The 24,859-nt window shown below is 71.0% G+C and carries 23 protein-coding genes, 1 pseudogene and 2 riboswitches; of the genes and pseudogenes, 9 read left to right on the top strand and 15 right to left on the bottom strand.

Features of this window, described 5'->3' with window-relative positions; translation table 11 throughout:
• Positions 1-24: 24 nt before the first annotated feature.
• The 4 genes from ACYVJE_RS14385 to ACYVJE_RS14370 form a co-directional block, all read right to left on the bottom strand.
• Entirely contained in the window at positions 25-1,017 is a 993-nt protein-coding gene (locus tag ACYVJE_RS14385; protein ID WP_459156682.1) for an alpha-ketoacid dehydrogenase subunit beta, read from the bottom strand.
• A gap of 141 nt (positions 1,018-1,158) precedes the next feature.
• Positions 1,159-2,256 carry a pyruvate dehydrogenase (acetyl-transferring) E1 component subunit alpha gene (pdhA, locus tag ACYVJE_RS14380; protein ID WP_461144853.1) on the bottom strand — a complete coding sequence of 366 codons (1,098 nt, stop codon included), beginning with the start codon at positions 2,254-2,256 and terminating at the stop codon, positions 1,159-1,161.
• Positions 2,257-2,286: 30 nt separating this feature from the next.
• Positions 2,287-3,744 (bottom strand): dihydrolipoyl dehydrogenase, encoded by a 1,458-nt coding sequence (gene lpdA / locus ACYVJE_RS14375; protein WP_459156684.1) that lies wholly within the window; start codon positions 3,742-3,744, stop codon positions 2,287-2,289.
• 333 nt (positions 3,745-4,077) lie between these two features.
• Entirely contained in the window at positions 4,078-5,337 is a 1,260-nt protein-coding gene (locus ACYVJE_RS14370) for a PucR family transcriptional regulator (RefSeq protein ID WP_461144852.1), read from the bottom strand.
• A gap of 569 nt (positions 5,338-5,906) precedes the next feature.
• Here ACYVJE_RS14370 and ACYVJE_RS14365 point away from each other — a divergent pair.
• The 4 genes from ACYVJE_RS14365 (at position 5,907) to ACYVJE_RS14350 (ending at position 8,694) form a co-directional block, all read left to right on the top strand.
• Positions 5,907-6,638: a DsbA family protein gene (locus ACYVJE_RS14365; RefSeq protein ID WP_461144851.1), complete on the top strand. Its 732-nt coding sequence runs from the start codon at positions 5,907-5,909 to the stop codon at positions 6,636-6,638.
• A complete protein-coding gene (locus tag ACYVJE_RS14360) occupies positions 6,635-7,267 on the top strand; it encodes a vitamin K epoxide reductase family protein (RefSeq protein WP_461144850.1) in 633 nt (210 codons plus the stop codon). The genes ACYVJE_RS14365 and ACYVJE_RS14360 overlap by 4 nt, the downstream gene beginning before the upstream one ends.
• 180 nt (positions 7,268-7,447) lie before the next feature.
• Positions 7,448-7,885, top strand: a complete 438-nt coding sequence (locus ACYVJE_RS14355) for an ATP-binding protein (protein WP_459156688.1) — start codon at positions 7,448-7,450, stop codon at positions 7,883-7,885.
• A complete protein-coding gene (locus ACYVJE_RS14350) occupies positions 7,882-8,694 on the top strand; it encodes an RNA polymerase sigma factor SigF (RefSeq protein ID WP_459156689.1) in 813 nt (270 codons plus the stop codon). Before ACYVJE_RS14355 ends, ACYVJE_RS14350 begins: the two co-directional genes overlap by 4 nt.
• A gap of 160 nt (positions 8,695-8,854) precedes the next feature.
• Here ACYVJE_RS14350 and ACYVJE_RS14345 read toward each other — a convergent pair whose 3' ends face one another.
• Entirely contained in the window at positions 8,855-9,784 is a 930-nt protein-coding gene (locus ACYVJE_RS14345) for a M23 family metallopeptidase (RefSeq protein ID WP_461144849.1), read from the bottom strand.
• A gap of 746 nt (positions 9,785-10,530) precedes the next feature.
• A complete protein-coding gene (locus ACYVJE_RS14340; RefSeq protein ID WP_461144848.1) occupies positions 10,531-11,700 on the bottom strand; it encodes an NAD-dependent epimerase/dehydratase family protein in 1,170 nt (389 codons plus the stop codon).
• Positions 11,701-11,912: 212 nt separating this feature from the next.
• Here ACYVJE_RS14340 and ACYVJE_RS14335 point away from each other — a divergent pair, with 212 nt between their 5' ends.
• Complete coding sequence (locus ACYVJE_RS14335) at positions 11,913-12,422, top strand: GtrA family protein (RefSeq protein WP_461144847.1); 510 nt, start codon at positions 11,913-11,915, stop codon at positions 12,420-12,422.
• On the opposite strand, the gene ACYVJE_RS14330 is transcribed toward ACYVJE_RS14335, so the two are convergent.
• The 3 genes from ACYVJE_RS14330 to ACYVJE_RS14320 all read right to left on the bottom strand — a co-directional run bounded on the left by ACYVJE_RS14330 (position 12,361) and on the right by ACYVJE_RS14320 (position 15,673).
• Positions 12,361-13,203: a glycosyltransferase family 2 protein gene (locus tag ACYVJE_RS14330; protein ID WP_459156693.1), complete on the bottom strand. Its 843-nt coding sequence runs from the start codon at positions 13,201-13,203 to the stop codon at positions 12,361-12,363. The genes ACYVJE_RS14335 and ACYVJE_RS14330 overlap by 62 nt on opposite strands.
• Complete coding sequence (locus tag ACYVJE_RS14325; protein ID WP_461144846.1) at positions 13,196-14,641, bottom strand: hypothetical protein; 1,446 nt, start codon at positions 14,639-14,641, stop codon at positions 13,196-13,198. The genes ACYVJE_RS14330 and ACYVJE_RS14325 overlap by 8 nt, the downstream gene beginning before the upstream one ends.
• A gap of 63 nt (positions 14,642-14,704) precedes the next feature.
• Entirely contained in the window at positions 14,705-15,673 is a 969-nt protein-coding gene (locus ACYVJE_RS14320) for an NAD-dependent epimerase/dehydratase family protein (protein WP_461144976.1), read from the bottom strand.
• Positions 15,674-15,806: 133 nt separating this feature from the next.
• On the opposite strand from ACYVJE_RS14320, the gene mgtE reads away from it, so the two are divergent.
• Entirely contained in the window at positions 15,807-17,138 is a 1,332-nt protein-coding gene (gene mgtE, locus ACYVJE_RS14315) for a magnesium transporter (RefSeq protein WP_461144845.1), read from the top strand.
• A 19-nt stretch (positions 17,139-17,157) separates the two neighbouring features.
• Here the strand turns inward: mgtE and ACYVJE_RS14310 are convergent, their stop codons facing one another.
• The 6 genes from ACYVJE_RS14310 to ACYVJE_RS14285 all read right to left on the bottom strand — a co-directional run bounded on the left by ACYVJE_RS14310 (position 17,158) and on the right by ACYVJE_RS14285 (position 22,279).
• Positions 17,158-17,595 carry an SRPBCC family protein gene (locus ACYVJE_RS14310; RefSeq protein WP_461144844.1) on the bottom strand — a complete coding sequence of 146 codons (438 nt, stop codon included), beginning with the start codon at positions 17,593-17,595 and terminating at the stop codon, positions 17,158-17,160.
• Between the two features lie 28 nt (positions 17,596-17,623).
• On the bottom strand, positions 17,624-18,460 hold the full coding sequence (locus ACYVJE_RS14305) for a phosphoenolpyruvate hydrolase family protein (RefSeq protein ID WP_461144843.1): 837 nt from the start codon (positions 18,458-18,460) through the stop codon (positions 17,624-17,626).
• A gap of 70 nt (positions 18,461-18,530) precedes the next feature.
• The gene (locus tag ACYVJE_RS14300) at positions 18,531-19,784 is read right to left on the bottom strand and encodes a Tm-1-like ATP-binding domain-containing protein (RefSeq protein WP_461144842.1); all 1,254 of its coding nucleotides are present in this window, start codon (positions 19,782-19,784) and stop codon (positions 18,531-18,533) included.
• 62 nt (positions 19,785-19,846) lie between these two features.
• Positions 19,847-20,641: a potassium channel family protein gene (locus ACYVJE_RS14295; RefSeq protein WP_461144841.1), complete on the bottom strand. Its 795-nt coding sequence runs from the start codon at positions 20,639-20,641 to the stop codon at positions 19,847-19,849.
• Positions 20,642-20,763: 122 nt separating this feature from the next.
• Positions 20,764-20,919: a hypothetical protein gene (locus ACYVJE_RS14290; RefSeq protein WP_459156700.1), complete on the bottom strand. Its 156-nt coding sequence runs from the start codon at positions 20,917-20,919 to the stop codon at positions 20,764-20,766.
• 181 nt (positions 20,920-21,100) lie between these two features.
• The gene (locus ACYVJE_RS14285; RefSeq protein WP_461144840.1) at positions 21,101-22,279 is read right to left on the bottom strand and encodes an acyl-CoA dehydrogenase family protein; all 1,179 of its coding nucleotides are present in this window, start codon (positions 22,277-22,279) and stop codon (positions 21,101-21,103) included.
• A gap of 126 nt (positions 22,280-22,405) precedes the next feature.
• Here ACYVJE_RS14285 and ACYVJE_RS14280 point away from each other — a divergent pair, with 126 nt between their 5' ends.
• From ACYVJE_RS14280 to ACYVJE_RS14270, 3 genes and pseudogenes are all read left to right on the top strand, one after another.
• Positions 22,406-23,071 carry a TetR/AcrR family transcriptional regulator gene (locus ACYVJE_RS14280; RefSeq protein WP_459156702.1) on the top strand — a complete coding sequence of 222 codons (666 nt, stop codon included), beginning with the start codon at positions 22,406-22,408 and terminating at the stop codon, positions 23,069-23,071.
• Positions 23,072-23,207: 136 nt separating this feature from the next.
• A riboswitch (glycine riboswitch) is annotated at positions 23,208-23,301 on the top strand.
• Positions 23,302-23,399: riboswitch (glycine riboswitch) on the top strand.
• 128 nt (positions 23,400-23,527) lie between these two features.
• Positions 23,528-24,631 (top strand): glycine cleavage system aminomethyltransferase GcvT, encoded by a 1,104-nt coding sequence (gene gcvT / locus ACYVJE_RS14275; protein WP_461144839.1) that lies wholly within the window; start codon positions 23,528-23,530, stop codon positions 24,629-24,631.
• Between the two features lie 62 nt (positions 24,632-24,693).
• Positions 24,694-24,859: pseudogene (locus ACYVJE_RS14270) on the top strand (serine hydroxymethyltransferase); the annotation flags it as partial.

Genomic DNA, 24,859 nt, shown 5'->3' with positions numbered 1-24,859 from the left:
TATTCCTCGGCTGCGAAGAGGGCGTCAACGACGGTGCCCCACGGCGTCCAATGTCTGGTGCGCGGCCTCGATCAGCGAGTCCGCGGAAGGCAGTGCGGCGCGCTCCAACGGCTTCGCGTAGGGCAGCGGGACCTCGGCCGAGGCCACGCGCCGCACGGGCGCGTCGAGGTGGTCGAACGCACCGTCCGAGATGGAAGCGGCGACTTCCGCCCCGATACCGTACGTCAGCCAGTCGTCCTCGGCGATGACGGCGCACCCGGTCTTGCGCACCGATTCCACCAGCGTCTGCCGGTCCAGCGGCCGCAGGCTCCGCAGGTCGACCACTTCGGCGTTGATGCCCTCCTCGGCCAGCTTGTCCGCGACCTGGTCGGCGATCATCGCCATGCGCGAGTAGCCGATGATCGTGATGTCGCTGCCCTGCCGGGTGACCTTCGCCTTGCCGATCTCGGCCGGTTCGACCTCGTCCGGCACCTCGCCCTTGGTGTTGTACAACGCGAGGTTCTCCAGGAACAGCACCGGGTCGTTGTCCCGGATGGACGCCAGCAGCAGCGACTTCGCCTCGGCCGGCGTGCTCGGGGCGACGACCTTCAGACCCGGCACGAACGCGTAGTACAGCTCGATGTTCTGCGAGTGGGTCGCGCCGAGCTGCTGCCCGCCGCCGCCGGGCGTGCGCATCACCATGGGCACGCTGGTCTGCCCGCCGAACATGCCGTAGATCTTCGCCGCGTGGTTGACGATCTGGTCCAGCGCCAGCAGCGAGAAGTTGATCGTCATGAGCTCCACGACGGGCCGCAGGCCCATCATGGCGGCGCCGACCGAAGCGCCGACGAAGCCCTCCTCTGCGATCGGGGTGTCGCGCACCCGCTTCTCGCCGAATTCCTGCAGCAATCCGGCGGTGATCTTGTAGGAGCCCTCGAAGACCCCGATTTCCTCGCCGATGAGGAAGATCTCCTCATCTTTCAGCATCTCTTCGCGAAGCGTGTCGTGCAACGCTTGGCGGTACGTGATGACGGCCAAGATCGTTCTCCTGGACAGGATGGACTGCGGGCCGGCGCGCGGTGCACGCGCGGCCCGCGGTGTCGTTGCGAGTGGACGGTTCCGCGCCCCGCCGTTCGGCGCGCGGGGGCGAACGGCGGGCGCGGCGCGGGGAGTCGGCGGTCAGAACACCGGATCCGCGGGCAGGCGCCGGGAATCGTTGTCCACCGGCGTGGCGTAGGTGTAGTCGAACAGCGTGGCCGGGTCCGGGTGCGGGCTCCCGTCGGCGAACGCGACGGCTTCGTCCGCTTCGGTCTCCGCCGACTTCTCGATCTCCGCCGCGGTGTCCTCGTCGAGGACGCCGGCCTCGACGAGCTCGGCGCGGAACTTCGCCACCGGGTCGGATTCGCGGGCCCGCGCGGCCTCATCCTCGTCCCGGTACTTCTGCGGGTCGACGACCGAGTGGCCCTTCATCCGGTCGCTCACCGTCTCCAGCAGCACCGGTCCCCCGCCGTTGCGGGCCTTCTCCACGAGCCGGTTGGACGCGTCGCGCACGGCCAGCAGGTCGGTGCCGTCGACGCGCTCGCCCTCCATGCGGAAGGCCTCGCCGCGCTTGAACAGCTCCGGTTCGGCCGAGGAGCGGTCCACGGTGGTCCCCATGCCGAGCTGGTTGTTCACGACGACGAACACGACGGGCAGCTTCCACAGCGACGCGATGTTCAGGGCCTCGTGGAAGGCGCCGATGTTGGTCGTGCCGTCGCCCATCTGGCACATCACGACCTGGTCGCCGCCCCGGTAGTCCACGGCCATCGCCGCGCCGGTGGCCAGCGGGATCTGGCCGCCGACGATGCCGTACCCGCCGAGCAGTCCGTTGTCCACGTCGAACATGTGCATCGAGCCGCCCCAGCCCTTGGAGGTACCGGTGGTGCGGCCGTACAGCTCGGCCATCACGCGGCCGGGGGCGATGCCCTTGGCGATGGCGTAGCCGTGCTCGCGGTAGTTGGTGAACAGCAGGTCGGTCTTGCGCAGCGTGCGCATCAGCCCCACGACGGTGGCTTCCTCACCGAGGTTGAGGTGGCAGTAGCCGCCGATCTTGGCCTGGGTGTAACCCTGCGCGGCGCGCTCCTCGAACCGCCGGATCAGGGCCATCTCCCGGTAGTAGTCCTGCAGCATCTCCGGCGACTCACCGGTGAACCGGCCGCCGGAGCGGGCAGCCGAGCCGCTGCGGCGGCTCTTCGAGCGGGTGGAGGACGGTTTGCTGCGAGTAGCCGTCTGTGCCATCTCGGATCGCTCCTTTTCGGTGAGCTCGCCTCAGCGTTGCTTGGCCGGCGCGGTGTGGATGGGAAGTCCCAGTGCGGCCATCGATGCCTCCATGCCGACCTCGCCGAGCGTGGGGTGGGCGTGGATGGTGTCGGCCAGTTCGTCCAACGTGGCCTCGAGCGTGAGCGCGAGCGCGCCCTCGGTGATCAGATCGCTGGCCGACGGGCCGATGATGTGCACGCCGAGAACCTCGCCGTACTGCTTGCCGGCGACGATCTTCATGAATCCTTCGGTGTCGCCGAAGGTCTGGGACCGCCCGAGCGCGGCGAACGGGAACCGCGCGGTGACCACCTCGTGGCCCGCTTCGGTCGCCTGGGCCTCGGTCAGCCCGACGCTGGCGATCTCGGGGTGGGTGAACGTCGCCGCGGGAATGACGCCGTAGTCGATCGCCGCGTGGTTGCCGGCGATCGTCTCGGCGGCCACCACGCCCTGGTGCGAGGCGACGTGCGCCAGCAGCGCCTTGCCGGTGACATCGCCGATCGCGTGGACGTGCTCGACGTTGGTGCGCAGCGCGCCGTCCACCGGGACGAAACCGCGCTCGTCGGTGGCCACGCCGGCCGCTTCGAGGTCCAGCTGCGCCGTGTTGGGCTTGCGGCCCACACCGACGAGCACCACGTCGGCGTCCACCGCCTGCGGCTTCTTGCCGTCGACGGAAACCCGCAGTCCGTCCTCGCCCTCGTCGATGCGCGAAACGGTGGAGTCGGTGAGCACCTTGATGCCGCGCTTGCTGAAGGAGCGGCCGAGGGCCTTGCCGACCTCGGCGTCCTCAGCGGGGACCAGGGTGGACTGCATCTCGATGAGGCTGACCTCGCTGCCGAGCGTGGCGAACAGGCTCGCCCACTCGGCGCCGACCGCGCTCCCGCCGATGACGGCGATCCGCCGCGGCACCTCCTCGAGCCCGAACGCACCGTCCGAAGTGATCACCCCGGGCAGATCCGCACCGGGCAGCGGCAGGCGGACCGGGACGGAGCCGGTCGCGATGATCACGTCGGAGGCGCGCACCCGGTCCTTCACGGATCCGGCCGGTTCGGTGGCGTAGCGCGGGGCGTCGGGGCCGGACTCCGGCTCACCGACGTCGTGCACGTCCACCGTGGTCGGTCCGGTGAACCGCGCGTGGCCGTTGATCACGGTGACGCCGTTGGCCTTGAGCAGCCCGGCCACGCCGTCGGTGAGGCCCTTGACGACGCTGTCCTTGCGCTTGGTGACGGTGCCGTAGTCGAGGCTGACGCCGTCCACCTGCACACCGAACTCGGCCGCGTGCAGCACGGTTTCGTACACCTCGGCCGAGCGCAACATCGCCTTGGTCGGGATGCACCCCCAGTTCAGGCACACACCGCCGGGCCGCTCCTTTTCCACGACCCCGACCGACAGGCCGCGCTGCGCGGCCCGGATAGCGGCGACGTACCCACCGGGGCCGCCGCCCACCACGAGAAGGTCGAACTCCTGCACTTCGCTGTGCTCCTTTTGTGCCGCACGCGTCGTTTGCGCTCCGTCCCGGCGCGCAGCCGGGCGATCCTCGGGACGAGTGTCGTGACAACGCCCACGTGCGCGCCATGCCCGCTCGCCCAGAGTTCGGGCGGCGCAACTGTGCAGAACGCACATTCGCCCCGGAGCCGGGCCCGGCGCGGCGCCGATCCGCCACGCACCGTGGGCGGGAGTCTCGTCACACCGCGCGGGCCGGGCACCGGACCTCCGCGCGGGCCGGAACAGCCGGCGCGACCGCCGGCGGGCAGCGCCGGAGGAGAGGAACCCCTGCTCAGCGGAGCGCGTCCGCGCCGCGGGTCACTCGCGCAGCCGCAGCGCCGACAGGGCCAGCGACAGCGAAACGTACGCGGCCCGCCCGTGCAGCGGTCGCCCCACGAGGGTGGTGATGCGGTTGAGGCGGTTGAGCACCGTGTTGCGGTGGCAGTGCAGCCGCACAGCCGCGTTCGCGGTGGAGCAGTTCTCCTCCAGCCACGCGCTGAGCGTGTCCAGCAGCATCTCGCGCTCCTTGACCGGGAGCCGCAGCACCGGGCCGAGCTGGGACTCGAGCAACCGCTGGGCGAGGTCCGGCGACTGCACCAGCAGCGCCTCCGGGAAGCGCTCCTCCAACGTCACCAGGCCCACGTCGCCGTACGACTGGGTGCCGAGAGCGGTCAGCGCGAGCTGGTGCGCCAGCCCCACCTCGGCCAGACCGCGCACCTGCGGTGACACGCCCACGCGCCCGCGGGCGAGCGGGCGCAGCACGTCGAGCGCCTGCTGCGGCTCCCGCTGCTCCAGGGCGACCAGCCCGACCAGGGTGTCGGCGCGGACCTGCCAGACCGAGCGGACGTGCCCCGCCGTCAGCGCGTCCTGCTGACCGCGCAGGGCGAACCCGCCGTCCCCGCACATCTCCGCCACCACGGCGAGGTAGCGCCCCCCGGTGGGCAGGTCGAGCTCCTTCGCGGTGCGCTGCGCGAACGCCGTGTCCCGGGCGCGCCCGCTGAGCAGGTCCTCGACCAGGGCGTGGCGGCGCTGGTCGTTGCGGCGCAGCCGTTCCAGCTCCGTGGTCCGGTAGGCGGTGGACAGCGTCGAGGACAGCCCGTCGATCACGGTCCACATCGCCGTGGCGACCCCGAGCACCGCATCCGGGTCGGCGCCGTCGCGGTGGGCCTGCTCGACGAGCGCCTCCCAGACGATGCGCCCGCCGAGGCGGAAGGTGCGCAGCATGACCTCCAGCGGCACCCCCTGCTCGGCGCGACGCCGACCGATCTCCGCGGCCACGTCGTCGCCCTCGGGGCCGCGGGCCTCGCCGGAGAGGATCTGCAGCACCCGCTCCAGGTAGTGCAGGCAGCCCTCCCACAGCTCTTCGCGGGGGACCGGGCTGTAGTCCGTCCACTCCGGGTTGTCGGTGAAGATCGCGGCCATGAGCTGCTCGGTCAGCGGTTCCACGTCGTCCAGCCGAGCCGCGGCGAGCGCGTGGGTCACACCGTCCGCGCGGACAACCCCGTCAGCCGCACCGGGCAGGGCACCGGCGCCCGCGTCCCCACCCGCGTCCTCGTCGTTCGCGCGCTCCGCTCTCACCCCTCCCACGGTACCGGTCGGCACGGCCGAGATCCGCTCCTTCGCGCCCCTCGCGGCGGTAACGCCGCACCCCGGCGCGGCGACATCAACGGTGAGAGGTCCGGCGGAGACCGGCGAGTCGCATCCCGGGGGTTGTCATGGCGCTGTTCAACAGCACGGCGCTGTCCATCATCGGCACGATGTCGATGGTCGCCCTGACGATCCTCAGCGGCTTCTGGGCCTCCTGACGCCCCCGAGCCGCCCCGGTGAACGGGCGCCCGCCCGGCGGTGAACGCTCCCGGGTGCGGGCGCCCGCCCGGCACGACCCGCCGCGCCGCCGCCGGCCGCGGAGCGCGCTGCCGATCGCCCGGGGGACCACCACGCTCCGCGATCACGCCCGGGCGCGCGGCGGAGGCGGAACGAGCCCGTTTCGCCCCGGAATCCGGTTTCCTGAGATTTCGCTGTGCATCACCTGTGAAACCGCACCCCAGTGCCATCACCGATCGGGTGAGTGCGCGAGACTGAACGTGCTCTTGTCACCCCGCGTGGACGTCCGCCGCGCGAGCCGACAGACGAAGGTGTAGTCCCCGATGTCGAAAACGACGAACCCGCTGACGAAGAAGAGCGGCCTGTCCACCAACATCCTCCTGACCGTGATCGTCGTGGTGGTCGCGGTGCTGGTGATCGGTGGCATCCTGCTGTTCAACCGGGGAGGCGGCGCGAACGGCGAGACCGTTTCCTCCGAAGTGCTCAACCCGCCGAACGCGAACAAGGTCCTCGATTCGCAGGACGACAAGGTCGTCGTCACCGAGTTCCTCGATTACCAGTGCCCCGCCTGCTACCAGTACTACCGGGGCCTGACCAAGCAGATCGAGCAGGAGTACGACGGCAAGATCACCTTCGTCGTGCGCAACAAGCCGATGGACCAGATGCACCCGCTGGCGCGCCCGGCCGCGCAGGCCGCCGAGGCCGCGGCGCTGCAGGGCAAGTTCACGGAGATGTACCACCAGCTGTTCGACAACTACCAGTCCTGGGCCGTCGGCTCGGACGGCAAGCCCTCCGGTGACACCGCGCGCGCGAACCAGCAGTTCACGCAGTACGCGCAGAGCATCGGCCTGGACGTGCAGCGCTTCAACTCCGACCGCAAGTCCGACGAGGTCAAGCAGCGCATCGAATCCGACCTCGCCGACGCGAACAAGGCCCAGGTCAGCGGCACGCCGACGATATTCATCAACGGCAAGAAGTTCGAACCGCAGGCGCAGAACTACGAGCAGCTGAAGCAGTCCTTCACCGACCGGTTGGACCAGGAGCTGCAGAAGTGACCGCGAGCATGACGACGTCCGCCCGCTCGGAGGCCGCGCCGGCCACGCCGCCGGCGCGGCCCGCGGGGCTCGGCTGGTTGTACGTGATCGGCGGCGCGATCGGGCTGGTGTCCTCGTTCGCGCTGATCATCGAGAAGCTGCACTCGCTGACGAACTCGGACTACGTGCCGTCGTGCAGCGTCAACCCGATCGTCTCCTGCGGCTCGGTGATGGACAGCTCGCAGGCCGCGCTGTTCGGGTTCCCCAACCCGCTGATCGGCATCGCCGCGTTCCCCGTGGTCGTCACCACGGGCGTGGCCCTGCTCTCCGGCTACACCGCTCCCCGGTGGTTCTGGCTGGGCATGCAGGCGGGCACGACGCTGGCCCTGGTCTTCATCCACTGGCTGATCTGGAGCACGCTGTACAGCATCGGCGCGCTGTGCCCCTACTGCATGGTCGTGTGGGTCGTGGTCATCCCGACCTTCTGGTACACGACGCTGCACAACCTGCGCGCCGGGAACTTCGGCGGCGGCCGCGCCGCGGGCGCGGTGCTCGCCCGGTTCCACAGCCTGGTGCTGGCGGTGTGGTTCCTGGTGATCGTCGTGCTGCTCCTGCAGCGGTTCTGGGACTTCTGGATCACCCTGGTGTGACACCCGGCGGCCGGGCGCTTCGCGCGCCCGGTTTCAACTCGGCCCACTCGGCGTGGATCATGTGGCGCGGACGACGGAGTCGACGATCTTCGTTTGTCCGATGTTCACGATGGGTACCAGATGACTGCGAGTGAGGTGCGCGAGCACCTTCGCCACGACCGAGGTAGAGGTGGCCCGGGAATGAGCGTGGAACGGGAGACCGTGCAGGTCGAACCGGAGTCGACGACGAACCTCGTCGAGGTCCGGGTGGCCGCTGACCCGACGCAGCTGCCCGTGCTGCGGGCGGTCGTCGCCGACCTCGCGATGCGCGCCGACTTCGACGTCGACTCGGTCGCCGACCTGCGCCTCGCCGTCGACGAAGCCTGCTCCTGCCTGGTTCGGCTGGCCAACAGCGACACCCAGCTGCACTGCCGGTTCCGCACCTGGGAGGACGCCCTGTCCCTGAGCGCCGAAGTCGCCAGCGAGGACGGCTTCGGACCGCGGAAGGACACGTTCAGCTGGCGCGTACTCAGCGCGTTGGCCGACAGTGTGTCAGCCTCGGTTGAGGCCGACACCAGCACCAACGGTCGGTACCGGGTACGCATCGAGCTGACCAAGGGACGGACGGCGCACGTGTGAAGCGAGCGGATTCAGAACCAGCTGTTCACTCGCGCGACGAACGCTACGACGAACTGGTCCCCCTGTTCCGGGAGCTCTCGGACCTGAGCAGGCAGGACTCCCGCTACGAGGAGCTGCGGGACCGGCTCGTCACCGAGCACCTGCCGGTGGCCGAGCACATCGCGCGGCGCTTCAGCCACCGCGGGGAGTCGCACGAGGACCTCATGCAGGTCGCCACCCTCGGGTTGATCAACGCGGTCGACCGCTTCGACCCGGGCCGCGGGGTGGACTTCCTGTCCTACGCGGTGCCCACGATCATGGGCGAGGTGCGCAGGCACTTCCGGGACACGGGGTGGGCCGTGCGGATGCCGCGGCGCCTGCAGGAGCTGCACCTGTCCGTCTCCGCCGCGATCGCCACGCTGTCGCAGAACCTCGGGCGCGCGCCCACGCCCAGCGAGATCGCCACCCATCTCGGGCTGAGCACCGACGCGGTCTACAAGGGGCTCGAGGCCGGGGACGCCTACCGCAGCGCATCGCTGGACGAGCTGCTCAGCGACACCGACGAGATCCCGCTCGGCTCGGCCATCGGCACCGATGACGCCGAGCTGGCCGAGGTCGAGACCCGGGAGGTCATCCGCCCGCTGCTGCGGGAACTGCCCGAGCGGGAGCGCCGGATCGTGCTCATGCGCTTCTTCCGGGGGATGACCCAGACCCAGATCGCCGAGCAGGTGGGGATCTCGCAGATGCACGTCTCCCGGCTGCTGGCTCGCACGCTCGCCTGGTTGCGGCAGCGGCTCGAGCAGGAGACGCCGGCCCCGGCCGAGGACTGAGCCCGGCGGCCGAGCCCGCCCTGCTGCCGGCCTGCCGCTGCCGGCCCCTGCCGCTGCCCGGCAGCCGCACTCCTCGACGCCCGGCACCGGGGGCGGAACGCGGGGTGCACCGCTCGTGCGAGGTGCGCGCCCCGCGTTCCGGGAGTCCCGTCCCGCTTCGTCAGACGGTGATGCCGCGCTCCTCCAGCCACGGCAGCGGGTCGATCTTCGTGCCGTCCTCGATCACCTCGAAGTGCAGGTGGGGGCCGGTGGACTGCCCCTCGTTGCCCATCGTGGCGATCTGCTGACCGGCCTCGACGCGCTCGCCGACGCTCACGGTGAACGACGCCACGTGCCCGTAGACGGTGATCGTGCCGTCGTCGTGCTGCACGCGCACCCACTGGCCGAAGCCGCTGGCCGGACCGGCGTTGATGACCTCGCCGGCGGCGACGGAGTGGATCGGGGTGCCGATCGAGTTGGCGAGGTCGATCCCGTTGTGCATGCTGCCGCCCCGCATGCCGTAGGTGGAGGTGAGCTCGCCCTCCGTCGGTTTGACGAACTCGGCGCTGCTCTGCTCGGCGGCCTGCTCCTCGGCGGCCTGCCGCTCGGCCTCCGCCTGCCGCTGCTGCTCGGCGCGGCGTTCGGCCGCGGCCCGCGCCTTCCGCTCGGCCTCGGCCCGGGCGCGGCGTTCGGCCGCGGCCCGTTCCCGCTCCTGCTGGACGGCCTTGCTCTTGACCAGGCGCTGCAGCTCGAAGTTGCCGTCGGTGGGCTGCTGCAGCGCGAGCAGCCGCACCGAACCTGGTCCGTACCGGTTGCCCGTGACCGCGTCCTGCAGCTGGTGCTGCGGTTCGGCCTGGGCCTGCTGCTCGTGCGCCTGCCGCTCGACGCCCTCGGCGGAGCCGCCCGCGGCGTGGGCGAACGGTTGCCCGATCGCCGCGAAGGCACCGGTGGCGACGACGGCGGCCATGAGCTTGTTGCGCGCGGGCAGCCCGCTGCGGCCGCGCCGGGACCCGGGGGTCCGCTCGCGGGCACCGTCGGTTGTTCCTGTCAGCTCGGAGACGTGGAGGCGGCCAGTCGGGGGATGGTCCGCCTCCATCCGGTGCTTGCCCAATGTTCACCTTTCGATTTCGGGGGCACGGCCGGCCACTACCCGTCGGGGGAGGCGGGCGCGCCTCGCGGGGGATCGAGACGCATTCGTAACCGAACCGTGATATCGCGTCGTGAAAGTAGCTGAGAGTTATCAACTAGCGCAAACTGATCAATGTTGATGCAGATCACGCCCACTCGCGACGACAGATCAACTACTCAGAGTTGCCGTCGTGGGGAACATCGGATCACGGCGCGCAGCCGGCGGCAACCGGAAACGGAACCGCTCGGAGAATCTGCCCGATCGGGCGAAACCCGGCCCGGCGACATCGCAGAACAGGCCGAGCGGGCGGCGAAAAAGCCGTGGTGACAAGAGGATTCGCAGGACAGCAATTGTCCGCTGCGGATGGGGGAAGAGGAGTTGGAGCGGTCCGGCCGCGGTAGGCGCCCCGGGTACCGGACCGCCGTCCGTGCCCGGGACACCGCTCCCCGTACCGCGTGACCACCGGCCACCGGCCGAGCGCGGGCTGCGGCCGTGACGTCAGTCTGCCCCGGGCCTGTGGAATATTCCAGTCCCCCGGCCGGCGCACGCAGCTCCCCCGCGCCGGAGTCAGGCTCACCGGCGCACGGGGGTGCGCTCTGCACCGAACGGCGGACACCCGCGGCGCGGTGCGCCGCGCGGGAACCGGCCGCGCACGCAGCGCAGGCGGGTTCAGCGCTGGAGGCCGCCGACGGCGGCCCGCGCACCGCTGCCGCGGTCCGCCCGGACGGTCAGCCCTCCTCGCGCACGGGGCTCGAGGCGCTCCGCCAGTTCACCGTCGGACGCATCGCCGCGAGGTCCACGCGCTCCCGGTGCTTGTCCACGACGCCGAACAGCGAGTCGATGAGCGTGTTCGACAGGTGGTGCGGCTGCAGACCGAGGTCCACCAGGCCGGTGTGCCGCACGTTGTAGTAGTGCTGGCCCTGCTCGACGCGCGGGTTGTCCAGGTACTCGATCTTGACCTCGCTGCCGTAGCTCTCGGCCACGACCTTGGCGATCTCCTCGACCGAGAAGCTCTCGGTCATCTGGTTGAACACCCGGAACTCGCCGCGGTCAGCCGGGTTCTCCGCGGCCAGGCGGATGCACTCCACCGTGTCGCGGATGTCGATCATCCCGCGGGTCTGCCCGCCGCTGCCGTAGACGGTCAGCGGGTGTCCCAGCACGGCCTGGATGACGAAGCGGTTCAGCACCGTGCCGAACACGGCGTCGTAGTCGAACCGCGTGGTCAAGCGGGCGTCCCGCGTCGTCTGCGGCGTCTCCTGGCCGTAGACGATGCCCTGGTTCAGGTCCGTGGCCCGCAGGTCCCAGATGCGGCAGGCGAACTCGATGTTGTGGCTGTCGTGCACCTTGCTCAGGTGGTAGAAGGACCCCGGTTTCTTCGGGTAGAGCACGCGGTCGGTCCGCCCGTTGTGGGTGACCTCCAGCCAGCCCTCCTCGATGTCGATGTTCGGGGTGCCGTACTCCCCCATCGTCCCCAGTTTCACCAGATGGATTTCGGGGTCCACCTGCTGAATCGCGAACAGCAGATTCAACGTGTTGATCACGTTGTTGTGCTGCGTGTACACCGCGTGCTTGCGGTCGATCATGGAGTAGGGCGCGGCCCGCTGCTCCGCGAAATGCACAATTGTGTCCGGGCGGAAATCCTGAAGCAACTCGACGGTGAACTCGTCGTCGACGAGGTCCCCGTAGTAGCACTGGATGGTCTTGCCGGAAACCTCGTGCCACGCGTCGACGCGCGTGCGCATGGGTTCGATCGGCACCAGGCTCTGCACACCGAGCTCGTGATCGTAACCGCGCCGGGCGCAGTTGTCCGCGATCGCGACCTCGTGACCACGGTCGGACAGGTGGAGAGCGGTCGGCCACCCGAGATAACCGTCTCCCCCGAGAACGAGAATTCGCACGCCTACTCCTTCGCGTCGTAATGCGGCTTCCCGCACACCGGGTGCGTGATTCCCCGAGCACCCGACATGCCCTCGCCGATCAGATGAGGCGGGAAGATAATCTCATCCCCGCGGGCCTGTGCGGGCACTCCCCTCGCACCGACTGTCCCAGCAGGTCCGGCACGACACCCTCCGGTGCGACGAGCACGTGCCCTCCCTACCCTGAGAGGACAATGATGGCGCAGGACAGCACCGGCAGCACGCCGCGTCCTGGCGGGGCGGGAACCGCTCGCGGACGCGGCGGCCGCTACCGCCGGCTCGTCACGCGCTTCGCCGCGGCCTCCCTCGTCGCCACCGCGATCAGCCAGCTGGTCTTCCTCAGCAGCTACGCCCTCGGAGCCGCGCCCGCCGTCGCGACCGTGCTGGCCCAGGTCTCCGGCGCCGTGCCCAACTTCCTGCTCAACCGCCGCACGTGGGGCGGCGGCGGGCGCGGCGCGCTGGGCGGGGAAGTCCTGCGCTTCGCCCTCGTGTCCGCGGCGACCGCCGTGGTGGCGGCCCTGGCCACCAGCGGCGCGGAGGTGCTCGCGGTGCGGCTGTCCGATGCCCACGCCATCCGCGTGGCCATCGTCTGGAGCGCCTTCGCCGGCACCTACGCCGCGATGTTCGTCGTGAAGTTCCTGCTCATCGACCATCTCGTGTTCCCCGGTCGCCGTGCGCAGCGCTCGGAGTCCTCGACGCGCTAGAACGCACCCCCGCGGCCCGGCTCTCCCGCCACCAGGTCGCCAGCACCACCCGGCCGAACCGGACGCCGTACAGCAGGTCACCGCCCTTCTTGCTCTCGCCGGCAGCGCGCGGGCGCATCGTCATCGGCTGCTCGGCCACCCGGTAGCCGCGCAGCAGGACGCCGATGAGCAGTTCGGACGCCTGGTACTGCTCCTGCCGCAGCGCCACGCTCATCGGCACCTCCGCCTTCATGCCGCGGAACCCGAACGTGGTGTCGGTCAGCTGCGTCCTGGTGAGCAGACTGACTAAGCCGGCGAACACGTGCGTGCCGATGCGGCGCAGCAGGGCCGGGCGCTCGTTGCGGCCGAGCCGGCGCGAACCGGTGACGAAGTCGGCCTCGTCGGCGATCAGCGGCCGCAGCAGCGTGGCGATCTCGGCCTGGTCGTACTGCCCGTCCGCGTCGGTGGTGACGACGTACTGCGCCCCGCGAGTGGCGGCGATGTGGTAACCCAGGCGCAGTGCGGCCCCCTGACCGCGGTTCACCGGTGCGACGCACACCTGCGCGCCGCAGCTCCGCGCCACCTCGGCCGTCGCGTCGGTGGCCCCGTCCACGACGACGAGCGGCTCGACGGGCAGGCCGCAGCACTGCTCGGGCAGCTGCCGGAGCACGCCGCCGATCGCGTCCTGCTCGTCGTAGGCGGCGATGACGACCACCACCGGCCCGAACCGGTGCGCGCCGTGGCTGCGCTCGTACTCGTCGAGAGCCTCGCGGTCCACGGTGTCCGGGAACTCCTCAAGCATCCCTCTCCCCTTCCGCACTCCCGACCGCCGTGGTCGGCGCACCGCTCCCGCGCGGATCGCGGTAGCCGGTCACCGCGGTGAGCGCGAACGCCCCGGCGAGCGGCAGCAGCACCAGCCCGGGCAGCTGGTACCGCCACGAGAACTCCATCCCCGCGGCAGTGCCGACAACGGTAACCGCCAACCCCGCCGTGAGCAGGCAGGCACCGCGCAGGCCGGATCCGCGGGCGGCTCCCGCGCCGCACACGGCCACCACCGCGAGCACTCCCATCCCACCGAGCAGGATCCCCGGCGTGTAACCACCGTTGAGCTGATATCCGCGCAGGAACGCGGCCAAGCCGGGATCCGCGGTGATCGGGCCGCCGCCTGCGACCTCCACCCACTCGGCCACGTACCACTCCTCGCCGTACATCGGGTACTCCGCCTGGAAGTGCCACCGCTCCAGCGGAACGTCCCCGGGAACCTGCGTGCGCAGCGGCGCGAACCCCTTGAGGAAGTCGTGCGCCGCACCGTAGATCACGTCCCCCGGCTGGTGCAGCAGGACCTTGCGCGCGAACGTGCCCTGCGCCTGCACGAGGGACTCCGCGCCCGGCGCGCTGTGGAACTCCTCGACCGGTTTGTAGTGGTGGATGTAGTAGTCGATGCCCCGGGCGCGCCGCTCGGGCACGGACTCGTCCGGGCACAGCACCTGCTCCCGCGGGGTGAGGTCGAGCTGCTCGCAGCGCGCGACGACGGCGGTCCGCCCGTACACGACGTTGCCGGTGCCGCCGCCGAAGGCGAACAACCCCGTCCAGGCCAGGTGGTACACCCCGTACCCGCCCACCACGAGGACGAAGCCGAGCACCAGCGCACCGCCGGCGCGCAGCCGCCGCCCCCATCCGTCCGCGGGGCGCAGCCCCGCGGCGAGCACGACGAACACGACCGCCGGCACCACCAGCGTGATCCCCACGATGCGCACGATCATGGAGACCGCGAGCACCACGCCCGCCAGCGCCGCCAACCGCGGCCCGGGAGTGCCCCACCAGGTCAGCACGTAGACCGCGAGCAGCAGCAGCACCTGGAACAGCAGGTCGGACATGACCATCTGCTCCAGCTGCAGCTGGTACGCGTCGAGCAGCACCGGTGCGGCGGCCGCGGCGGCCAGCCACGTGCGCACGCCGTGCCGCCGCAGCAGGGCGTAGATCCCCGCACCGAGGGCCAACCCGAGCAGGTGCTGCACGGCGACGACCCCGGCGAGGTCGCCCACCAGCAGCACCGGCCCGAGCAGCAGCACCTCGTAGCCGATGGGGTTGATCCCGCCGGGGAAGAACACGCCGAGGTCGTTGAGGTAGCGGAAGGAGTCGATGTACAGCAGCGCCGGCTGGTAGGCCAGCTGCGCCACCACCCGGAGCGCCAGTCCCGCGAGCAGCAGCAGACCCAGCAACCAGTGCCGTCGCAGCATCCAGCCCTCCTCCTCGTCGGCACCGCCGGCGCCGAGCGCGACCACCGGACGAGCGGCCCGGCGCTACTCCGCGGCGGTGAAGTCGTCCCAGACGGTGCGCAGCCCTTCCTTCAGCGGGGTCACCGGAGCGAACCCCAGTTCCCGCCGCGCCCGGCCGACGTCCACGATCACCGCCGGCATCTCGCCCTGCTTGGCGGGCACGTGCGTGCTCGGCACCGCGCGCCCGGTGGTCGCGCGGACCGCGTCGATCAGCTCGAGCACCGACACCGACCGGCCGGACCCGATGATCGCCGTACCACTGTACTGGTGGTCCCACGCGGCGAGGATGCCGCGCACGACGTCGGAGAGGTGGACGAAGTCCCTGCGCTGCCCGCCGTCGCCGTAGACCTCGACGCCCGAGTCGGCCAGCGCCGCGCGCATCAGCCGGGGCACGAAGCTGTCCTTGTGCCCCATCCCCGGGCCGTAGATGTTGGTGAATCGCAACGCGCACGTGCTCATCCCGTAAGCCCCGGCGTAACCGGACAGCAGCATCTCGGCCGCGGCCTTGGTCGCGCCGTACGGGGTGAGCGGACGCACCGGCAGCTCCTCGGAGATGGTCCCGTGCCCGATGTCGCCGACCACCGCGTTCGTGGAGGCCAGCACGAACCGCCCCACGCCGCGCTGTCGGGCCACCTCGAGCAACCCCTGGGTAGCGGCCACGTTAGTCTCGTAGGTGTCCTGCGGGTGATCCATCGAACGCAGCACGGACGTGATCGCCGCGAGGTGCACCACACCCGCGGTGTCCTCGGTGACGGCGGCCTCGCGGACCTCCGGGTCGCGCAGATCGCCGTGGAGGAACGTGACGAGATCACTTCCGGGACGCTCCGGATCGTCACCCCGGCCTTCCGGGCAGGGTGGTTCCACGCGGTCGACGAGGGTCACCGGGGTGCCGCGCTCGGCGAAGGCGCGCACAACGGCACGTCCGACGAACCCGGAACCACCAGTGACCACGACGCGGCTTGCCTGGGGGGTGTCAGTTTTGGACGGATTCATGGTTGGCACGGCCAAACTCTAACCGCTGTTGGTCGCAACAGGGCGGCAGCGCCTCCGGCGAATGCGGGCACGGCGCGAAGCGGTGCCCGCCCCGGTGCCGCCGGACGCGCGCCGCCGGATGGGAGGTTGCCCCATGTCCACCGAGTCGCTGCAGACTCTGCTCGATCGCAACGACATCGCGGGAATGCAGCACTGGATTTCCGAACGGAGGCCCTATGAGATCGCCGACGAGATCGGCCGCCAGGACGCGGTCGAGGCGGTGCTGCTGTTCCGCCTGCTGAGCAAGGACGAGGCCATCGAGGTCTTCGAGGAGCTGGACCCGATCGCCCAGCAGAAGATCCTCGACGGCCTGCGCGACCACGCCTTCCGCGAGCTCGTCGAGGCCATGGACCCCGACGACCGGGTGCGGTTGCTCGGCGAGGCCCCCGCCAAGGTGGCCCAGCGCGTGCTGGCCGGGCTCAGCCAGCGGGAACGCGACACCACGGCCGAGCTGCTCGGCTACCCGGAGGGCTCGGTCGGCCGGTACATGAGCCCGGAGGTGGTGATCGTCCGCCACGAGCTCACCGCCGGCCAGGCCCTGGACGTCGTCCGCGGCAAGGGGCTCAGCGCCGAGACCGTCTACACCCTGCCCGTGGTGGACGACGAGCGGCGCCTGGTCAGCGTCGTCAGCCTCCGGGACCTGGTGCTCAGCGCCCCCGGACGGCCCCTGCAGGAGCTCCTCGGCGAGGAGCCGGTGGCCGCCACCGCCACCGACGACGCCGAGCAGGCAGCGCGGCTGATGCGCGAGTCCAACCTGCTGGCCCTTCCCGTCGTCGATAGTGAACAGCGCGTTGTCGGGCTGCTCACCATCGATGACGCCATGGAAGTGCTGGAATCGGCCGAGACCGAGGACTTCGTGCGGCAGTCCGCGACCACGCCGTGGCAGGGCCACTACGTGGCCGCCAGCGTCTTCCAGATCGCCCGTTCGCGCATCGCGTGGCTGTTGCTGCTGCTGGTCGCCGCCACGCTCACGGTCAACGTGATGCAGTTCTTCGAGGCGACGCTGGCGGAGGTGACCGCGCTGGCGCTGTTCATCCCGCTGCTCACCGGAACGGGGGGCAACGCGGGGGCGCAGGCCGCCACGGCCACCGTCCGCGCACTGGCGGTGGGCCAGCTGCGCACCGGCGACGTGCTGCGGGTGGTCTGGCGCGAGTGCCGCGTGGGGGTGCTGCTCGGCGTCATGCTCGCCACCGTGGGCCTGGTCATCGGCACGCTGCTGGTCGGCTTCCAGGTCACGCTGACCGTCGCGCTGTCCATCGTGGTCATCTGCACGTGGGCGGCCATGGTCGGCGCGGCCATGCCGCTGCTGGCCAAGCGCGTCGGGATCGACCCCGCGGTCGTCTCCGCTCCGCTGGTCACCACCCTCGTGGACGCGACGGGGCTGATCATCTACTTCCTCATGGCCCACCTCGTCCTCGGCGTGTGATCCGCCCTCCGCGCGCACTTCACCGCTCGAAGTGCGCGCGGAGGGCCTGCAGCCCCGCTGCGAACACGTCGCGGCTGAAGGTCCCGTCGAGCTCCTCCTCGTCGGCCGCCTCGGCGTCGAAGTCCGCGTACCACTCGACGAACGAGGCGTCGTCGACCGTGACGGGGGCGAGGTGCAGGGTCGCGCGGTACTTCCGCACCGGGAACGGCCCCTCGACGATCTCGTAGGTGTAGGAGCGCGCCACGTCGTCGAGGTCCACCAGCCGTTCCCGGACGACGGACCCGTCGGGCATCGTCAGGTGGCGGACGCAGCCGACCGCGTCGGCGGGCCTGCCGTCCTCGATGTGGCTGGTCGCGATCGCCGGGTGCCACTGCGGCAGCCCGTCGAAGTCGCGCACCACCCGCCACACCGCGTCGGCCGGGGCGTCGACGGTGGCACTGGCGTACGAACGCGCCATGGGGTTTCCTCCTCGGATCGGGCCGGAGCTACTCGCCGCTCCGGCGGGTGAAGGACCGGGTCGTCTCGGCGATCGCCTTCTCCGCGGGCAACCGCTCCATGCTCGAGGCGCCGAAGAAGCCGTGGCAACCGCTGGTCGCCGCCAGCACGTACGCGGCGTCCTCCGGCTCGGAGATCGGGCCGCCGTGGCAGAGCACGATCACGTCCTCGCGCACCTGCCGGGCCGCGCGCGCCCAGGCGTCGATGTCGGCGACGCAGTCGTCGAGGGTGCGCGCGGTCTCCGCACCGATGCTGCCGCCGGTGGTCAGCCCCATGTGGCAGACGACGACGTCGGCGCCGGCGCGGGTCATCTCGCGCGCGTCCGCGGCGGAGAACACGTACGGCGTGGTCAGCAGGCCGGCCTCGTGCGCCGTGGCGATGAGCTCGACCTCGCGGTCGTAGCTCATGCCGGTCTCCTCGAGGTTGGTCCGGAACGTGCCGTCGATGAGCCCCACCGTGGGGAAGTTCTGAACACCGGAGAAGCCGAGGTCGGCGAGTTGGCCGAGGAAGCGCTCGGGCATGAGGAACGGGTCGGTCCCGTTGACACCGGCGAGCACGGGGGTGCTGCGCACGACCGGCAGCACTTCCCGCGCCATCTCCACGACGATGTCGTTGGCGTTGCCGTAGGCCAGCAGCCCGGCCAGCGAGCCGCGCCCGGCCATGCGGTAGCGCCCCGAGTTGTACAGCACGATCAGGTCGATGCCGCCGCTCTCCTCGGCCTTGGCGGACAGGCCGGTGCCCGCGCCGCCGCCGACGACCGGCTCGCCGCGGTCGACCTTGCCGCGCAGCCGGGACAGCAGTTCCGGGCGTTCGACACGCTTCGTCATATCCCCTTCCCTCCCCGTGTACGGGTCATCCCCCGGGGGCCGTCCCCGCGCGGGCCGGTGCCTCGGCCGTTCACGACGACCGCGGAGCGGTACCGATGCCCACTTCCGCCGCGGCGGCCACCACGGCGTCGGTGAACTCCGCGTCGTTGATGTTGTGCGGCACGCGCCGCACCCGCTCGGCGTCGCGCACGTTCCGCTCGATCGCGCCGAACAGCCGCTCGTCGGCGGCGGCATCGCGGAACGCGGCACCGGGGGAGTCCAGCAGGGACACCCCGCCCTCGGGCAGCAGGAACCGCACGGGCCCCGCGCAGGCGTTGATCTTGCCGGCGAGGAACTCGCCGATGCGCTCGCACTCCTCGGCGGTGGTGCGCATCAGCGTCACCTGCGGGTTGTGCTCGTACAGCAACCGGTCGCGGAACTCCTCCGGCACGGTGCCGCGCGCACCGAAGTTCACCATGTCCAGCGCACCGCACGAGCCGACGTAGGGCACCCGGGTGCGCGCGATCGCGTCGAGGCGCTGCTCGCCGGCGCTCATCACACCGCCGACGAGCAGATCGGCGATCTCGGTGGTGGTGATGTCGACGACCGCTTCGACGTAGCCGTCGTCGACGAGCTTCTCCATGGCCCGCCCGCCCGTCCCGGTGGCGTGGAAGACCAGCGGGTCGTGGGTGGCGCGCATCCTGTCGGCGACGGCGGTCACGCACGGGGTGGTCACGCCGAACATGCTCAGCGCGAGCGCGGGTTCGTGCTCGGCTTCGGGGACCTCGTGCGTGAGCGCGCCGAGCAGCGCGTGCGCGGCGTTGCCGAGCACGCGGCGGGAGATGCGGTTCAGCCCGGCGACGTCGGTCACCGAGGGGAACAGCACCAGGTCCGAGGAGTCCACGTAGGAGGAGGTGTCACCGGATGCCACTGTGGACACGATCATCTTCGGCACGCCCACCGGGAGGGCGCGCAGACCGCGGGAGATCAGCGCGGTGCCGCCGGAGCCGCCGAGGCCGAGCACCCCGTCCGCCGGCCGCTCGGCCAGGAAGCGCTCGAGCGCGACGGCCATGGCGGCCACCGCCGTGCCGCGGTCGGCGGTGAACACCGCGTCCGCCCCCTCGGGGTGGTGCGCGGCGACGTCCCGGGCGGGGACGTCCGGTGCCGCGCTCCGCGCAGCGGGGCCGGTGCCGACGTCGACGGTGGTCACGGCGCAGTGCGGGGCGAGCAGCTCCGCCACGTAGCGCAGATCGTCCCCCTTCGTGTCGAACGTGCCCACCACGTAGGCCCTCGGCGTGCGGTGCCCTCCGGTCACGGCGCCCTCCGTACACGGCTGCGTGATCATCGCGGATGCTACTGCGGCAGCGCCTGCTCTGCCCAGAGGCGCGCGTCCGCCGCGTCAGCGGCTCACGGCGACCGGCCCTCGTCCGGGACGGCGGGCAGCTGCGCGCGCAGCGCGATGATCTCGGCCTTGAGGGAGGCGACCTCGCCGCACAGCCGTTCGGCCTCCGCGGCGCTGTCGGCCGTGGCCCGGCCGGCGCGCTCGACGGAGTTCTCCACACCGCCGAACTTCTCCACGAACCAGGAGGCGATGCTGCCGGTGACGACGCCGAGCAGGGCGATGCCCGCGAGCATCAACCCCACGGCGATGAGCTTGCCCTGCCCGGTCACGGGGTAGTAGTCGCCGTAGCCGACCGTGGTGATCGTCGCCATGGTCCACCACAGCGCATCCGCGAAGCTCGTGATCGTGGCCTCGCCGGCGCCGCGTTCGGCGTCCAGCACGGCGAGGGCGGCCGAGACGCCGAGCAGCGCGGTCGCGCCGGAGACGTACAGCACGACCTGCCCGCGCACCCGCGCCTGGATCCTGCGGTTCATCAGCACCAGCACCGTCACCAGCCGCAGCACGCGCAGCTGGCGCAGCACCGGGACGAGGATGACCACCAGGTCGAACAGGTTGTGCAGCACGAACCGGCCGCGCTGCCTGGCCAGGGCGAGGCGCACGGCGTAGTCCACGGCGAACGCGCCCCACGTGACCCACATGGCCACTCCGACGCCGCGGCGCACGCCCGGCTGCATGCCGGGTTCGAGCACCGTCCACGCGTACAGCGCGATGAGCGGCCACTCGGTGCGCTGCTCCCACTTCACCAGCGGTGGAGGAGCGGCGCTCCCCGCGTTCTCGGAGCGCACGGTCTCGGATGACATCGTGCCCATGGTGCCGTGCCCGGAAGCGCCCGGGAACACGGCCGCGGCACCGGTCACGTCCGCGCTGCCCGCGCGCGGAAGAACGGCCCGCCGATCCGCGGGGAACGGCGGGCCGCAGGGCGTCACCGGCTCGGCTTGTTGCCCTTGAGCAGCTTGTTCTTCGCCTCGTCGATCTTGGCCCGGGTCTTGGGGTCCTGGGCGTACTTCTTCGCCTGCCGGATCGCCCGGCGCCCCTGGGGGCTGCTGGCGAGTCCGACGATCTTCTTCATCAGCGACATGTCCGCTCCTGGTCGGTCCTCAGCACGCGGCCTGTCCGCCGAAGTCCTGCCCGTCGAACGGCAGACCGGCGCGTCGCCTGGGGATCAGGCGTCCACCAGCCTACCGAGGTGATCGCGGGGACGACACCGCGCGCGGCAGGCCCCGGCGCGGGGGCCCGGGGCAGGATCCAGCGCGGGGACCTCAGCCGAGCACCCCGCTGACCGAGCTGTGCCCCTTGAGGATGTTGCGGGCGATGGTGCGGCGCTGGATCTCGTCGGTGCCCTCGAAGATGCGCAGCAACCGCAGGTCGCGGAACCAGCGCTCGACCGGCAGCTCGCGGGTGTAGCCCATGCCGCCGTGGATCTGCATCACGCGGTCGACGATCTCGTTGGCGCGGGTCCCGCCGTAGAGCTTGGCCATGGACTGCGCGTGCCGCGAGTCCATCCCCTGGTCGACCTGCCAGGCCGCTTGCAGCACGAGCCACCGCAGCGCCTCGATCTCCACGGCCGAGTCGGCGATCATCCACTGGATGGCCTGCCGGTCGGCGATGGGCGCGCCGAAGGTCTGGCGGTTGTTGGCGTACTCGGTGGCCATCCCGACGAGCCGCTCGCAGGCGCCGAGCGCGTGCGCGGGCAGCATGTAGCGCCCGCGGCCGATCCACTGCATCGCGAGCTGGAAGCCCTGACCGACCTCGCCGAGCACGTTCTCCTCGGGCACGCGCACCTCGTCGAACACCAGCGAGGCGGGTTGGCGCTCCCACTCGCCCATGATGTCGATGGGTTCGGAGGTCCAGCCCATGTCGCGGTCGACGAGGAAGCAGGTCACTCCGCCGTCGGCGCCCTTGGACTTGTCGGTGACGGCGAACACCATGGCGAAGTCGGCGTCGATGCCGCCGGTGATGAAGGTCTTCTCGCCGTTGATCACCCACTCGCCGCCCTCCTTGCGGGCGGTGGTGCGGATGTTCTTCGCGTCCGATCCGGCACCGGGCTCGGTGATGGCGAAGCAGGACTTCCGGGTGCCTTCGATGGTGGGCAGCAGGTAGCGCCGCTGCTGCTCCTCGTTGCCGCGGTAGAGGATGTTGTCCGCGTCACCGCCGAACTGGAACGGCACGAACGTGCGCCCCAGCTCGATCTGGATCAGCGCCGTCAGCACGGCCGGCAGGCCCATCCCGCCGTACTCCTCGGGGGTCTGCACGCCCCAGAACCCCGCCTCGCGCGCCTTGTTCCGCAGGTCCGCCTGCTCCTGCTTGGTCAGCCCCCGCTCACCGGCGCGCTCCCGGTGCAGCACCTGCTGCTCCAGCGGCATGAGCTCGCGCTGGACGAACTGGCGCACCCAGTCGCGCACGTCGCGCTCGGTATCGGACAACGAGAAGTCGACCATTGACCTGCACCCTTCCGCGTGAGCTACTAACTAACAACGTTAGTTTTATGGCAGCCTAGAGTCGGCCGCGCAGCCTTCGCAAGAGGCGTCCACCCCAGGCCACCCCATCCCGACCGTGGAGAAACCGTGCCCCGTCCGAGCCGTCCCCGCCTGACGACCGAGCGCATCGCCCGGGTCGGCCTCGAGATCATCGACGCCGAGGGGCTCGAGGCGCTGTCCATGCGCCGCCTGGCCGAGCGCCTCGACGTCCGCGCGGCGTCGCTGTACAACCACGTGCCGAACAAGGACGACCTGCTGCACACGATCTCCGACGAGGTCATGGCCCAGGTCGACGTCTCCGGCTTCGAGGTCGACTGGCCCACCGGCCTGCGCACGTGGGCGCGGTCCTACCGCGCCGCCCTGCGCGCGCACCCCAACCTCGTGCCGTTCCTGGCCGGCGGACCGGCCCGCCGGGAGAACGCGCTGCGCCGCGCCGACCGGGTGCACGGCGGCCTCGTGCGCGCCGGCTGGCCGCAGCGGTACGCCACGATGATCGGCGCGTCGACGAAGTACCTCGTCGTCGGCTCGGCCATGGCCTCGTTCGCCGAGGGCTTCCCCGCCGACGCGAGCGTCTACGACGAGCGGTTCCCCCACCTCGACCGCGCCCACCTGCTGCCGCAGCACACCGAGATCGACGCGGACAGCTTCGAACTCGCCCTCGGAGCGCTCATCGACGGGCTGCGCGAGGTCCACCGCACCCTCACCGCAGCGGCGCGCGAGGGCGGAGCGGCGATGCCGCACACCCCGCGCTGACCTGCACGCGCAACCGAGTGAGATCAGCCTCGCGTTGCGGTTGACTGCCCGCGGGGTCCTCCGTAGCGTCACGCTCTGACCAGGCCACAACCGGACAGCAGCGGACAGCAGACCGCACAACCGAATACCGCGCCGTTGACTCCGTGCGGGAGAGATCCCGGCCCGTCGGGACGCCGAAGGAGCAAGCACTCCCCAGCAAACTCTCAGGCACCACCTACCGCACGGTACGAGGCGGAACGGGAGGAAAGCAGGAGCGGACCGCTTCTCGCCCACGGTGCAAGCCGTCCAGCGACGGTGAAACTCTCAGGCCCATGACTCCAGGGGAGATCGCCCGACGTGCGTACGACCGCGCGGGTGGCGATCGAAGTGGTCCGGCTACGCTGGCAGGATCCGATTGCGTGCAGTTCCGGACCCGCGACCGCCGACCGGCGCCGCCCCCAGGAGGAGTCAGACACGATGACCTCATCGAGGCAGACGCCCCTGCACCAGGTCCACGAGGAGCTGGGTGCGACGTTCACCGACTTCGCCGGCTGGCACATGCCGGTGCGGTACAGCAGTGACACCGCCGAGCACAACGCGGTGCGCAACAGCGCCGGCCTGTTCGACCTGTCGCACATGGGTGAGCTCCACATCCGCGGGCCGCAGGCCGCGGAGGCCATGGACTACGCCCTGCTGGCCAACACCTCGGCGATCACGCCCGGCCGCGCGCGCTACACGATGATCTGCAACAGCGACGGCGGCGTGCTCGACGACCTCATCGTCTACCGGCTGCGCGAGGACGAGTACCTCGTCGTCGCCAACGCCGCCAACGCCGGCACCGTCTCCGAAGCGCTGGCCGACCGCGTCTCCGGCTTCGAGGTCGAGTTCCACGACACCTCGCACGAGTACGCGCTCATCGCGCTGCAGGGGCCGAACGCGGCGGCGATCCTCGGGCCGCTGACCGACACCGACCTGTCGACCGTCAAGTACTTCGCCGGGTACTACAGCACCGTGGCTGGTCGCGAGGTCATGCTCGCCCGCACCGGTTACACCGGCGAGGACGGTTTCGAACTGTTCACCGCGCCGGAGGACGCCGAGCCGATCTGGCGGGCGCTCACCGAGGCCGGCGCGGACCACGACCTCAAGCCCGCCGGACTGTCCTGCCGGGACACGTTGCGGCTGGAAGCGGGTATGCCGTTGTACGGCAACGAGCTCAGCGCCGAGTTGACGCCGTACCACGCCAATCTCGGCCGGGTGGTCAAGCTCGACAAACCCGACGACTTCGTGGGCAAGGCCGCGCTGGCGAAGGTCGCCGAAGTTCCCACCGACCGGACACTGGTGGGGCTGAGCACCGATCAGCGGCGCGCGCCGCGGCACGGCTACTCCGTGCTCGACCCCGGGGGCAACGAGATCGGCGAGGTCACCAGCGGTGCGCCCTCCCCCACTCTGGGGCACCCGATCGCGATGGCCTATGTGGACCGCGCGCACAGCCAACCGGGCACGGCGCTGAACGTGGACGTGCGCGGCAGGTCGCTGCCGGTGGAGGTGGTGGAACTGCCGTTCTACCGCCGCGGCACGTGACAACCGCGCCGTTCGACCGATCCGCACGGCCGTCGCAGACAGAAAACAGGAGGCAACACCAAATGTCCACACCGGACCTGTTCAACGACCAGCTTGCCGCGGTCGACCCGGAGGTCGCTGCTGCGGTGGGTTCTGAGTTGCGTCGCCAGCAGAACACGTTGGAGATGATCGCTTCGGAGAACTTCGCACCGCGCTCCGTCCTGGAGGCTCAGGGGTCGGTGCTGACGA

The sequence above is a fragment of the Salinifilum aidingensis genome (assembly GCF_054782015.1).
This window is presented reverse-complemented; position numbering and strand designations above follow the sequence as displayed.